General features: G+C 40.9%; 2 protein-coding genes. Both read left to right on the forward strand.

Annotated features, from left to right (window positions below; genetic code table 11):
• The coding region (locus ACEW8S_RS18000; RefSeq protein WP_373519494.1) for a Gfo/Idh/MocA family protein at window positions 1-700 on the forward strand (700 nt) is incomplete at its 5' end.
• Window positions 682-2,110 (forward strand): heparinase II/III family protein (locus ACEW8S_RS18005; protein ID WP_373519495.1); only part of this gene is annotated, 1,429 nt, incomplete at its 3' end. The genes ACEW8S_RS18000 and ACEW8S_RS18005, both read left to right, overlap by 19 nt.

The following is a 2,110-nucleotide window of genomic DNA, read 5'->3' on the forward strand; positions in this document are numbered from 1 at the left end:
AAAAAGTGTTTTTGTAGAAAAACCATTGGCACTCGAACCTTCCGAACTTGAAGATATCGTCACCGAATACAAAAAGCGGAACGTAAATGTATCCGTAGGCTTCAACAGACGTTTCGCACCCTTGGCCAAAAAAATGAAACACCTTTTAGGTAATGACAAAACACCGATGAATATTGTTGCTACTATGAATGCCGGTTTTATTCCAGCCGACGTTTGGGTACATGATATGGAGGTCGGCGGCGGCAGAATTATCGGAGAGGCCTGTCACTATATCGACTTATGCACCTATCTGGCAGGGTCGAAGGTTACGGCGGTCTGTATGAACGCCATGGGCGTTAACCCTAATGAAAATACGGATAATGCAAGTATTCTTCTGCGATATGAAAATGGTACTAATGCGGTTATCAATTATTTTGCGAATGGCAGCAAGGCCTATTCCAAAGAGCGGGTCGAAGTATACTCACAAGAACGCACGCTCGTTATGGACAATTGGCGAAAGTTGAAGGGATATGGGTTCAAAGGCGCCAAGAAAAAGTCAAGCCAAGATAAGGGGCATTATAATCAGTTCCGAGCACTTATCGAACAGCAAATAAAAGGCGGCGTACCGATTATTCCTTTTGATGAGATCGTTAATACGACCAAGGCCTCCTTTGCGGCCATTGAATCTTTGAAACAAGGCCAATGGATACCGGTAGACTGACCCTTCTCTTCCATACCATTAAATACTTGAAGCTTAAACAGGTCTATTATCGGGTATACTATACGCTGCGCAATAGATTTTTTAAAAGGTCTTACGATTCGCCGTTACGTAATACTGTGCAGCCCCTGTTTTGGATGGATTCATTTTTATATTCGGACAGTTTTTATGGGGATGGCAAATTTGTTTTTCTCAACCTGTCGCACCAATTTGAAAATGAAATCGATTGGAATTTTTCGGAATTCGGAAAGTTGTGGACCTACAACCTTAATTATTTCGACTTTCTGAACCAAGAACATATAGTACAGGAAGATGGATTGCGATTGATAGAAGACCATATTCGCCAAAATAGGATGCTGATGGATGCTAAGGAGCCCTATCCGATATCACTAAGAGGTATAAATTGGATAAAATTTCTCTCCAAACATAAAATACAAAATCAAGAAATCAATCAAGCCCTCTTCAACGACTACAATCGTTTAACGCACAATATAGAATATCATCTGTTGGGCAACCATGTATTGGAAAATGGGTTTGCCTTATTTTTTGGGGCCTATTATTTTCAGAACGAAACCTTTTACAAAAAAGCAGAACAAATTCTAACCAAAGAACTAAGACGTCAAGTACTACATGATGGGGCACATTTTGAATTGTCTCCCATGTATCATCAAATTATGTTACATCGTTTGTTGGATTGTATAGCATTGGAAATGGGGAATCCATGGAATAAGACCGGTTTTGAAGCATTTTTGAGGGAAATTGCCGTACAAATGCTTTCTTGGCTTCAAACGGTAACCTTTTCCAGTGGAAATATCCCAATGGTCAACGACAGTGCATACGCTATAGCACCAAAATCGAACCAACTATTCGAATATGGAAAAAACTTAGGCGTAGAGTGGAAAAGTTCAAGTCTCTCAGATTCTGGCTATCGAAAATATCATGGTGACCGATACGAGCTCTTTGTCGATGTGGGAAATGTTGGGCCGACCTATCAACCGGGCCATGCGCAGGCCGATACTTTTAGTTTCGAACTATATTGTGATGGGCAACCTATTGTAGTAGATACCGGTGTATCTACCTATGAAAAAGATGAACTTCGACAAAAGCAAAGGGGTACGAGCGCCCACAACACCGTGGTCGTTGATGGCATTGACCAAACTCAAGTATGGGGCGGTTTTCGAGTCGCAAAAAGGGCGAAAATCAGCAATCTAAAAGAGGGCGCCAACGAAGTTAAAGCAACACACAACGGCTATAAAAATCTGAATATCCTGCATACCAGAACATTCAAAACAAAGAATGCCGAGGTTCAAATAATCGATACATTGAGCAAAGGAAAGACAGATAAACAGAAAGCTTTCATTCATCTTCATCCTAGAGTCGGGGGTACTAAAATAAATCTCGATCAAAAAAGCT

The organism is Pricia sp., from assembly GCF_041745955.1.
GTDB lineage: Bacteria > Bacteroidota > Bacteroidia > Flavobacteriales > Flavobacteriaceae > Pricia.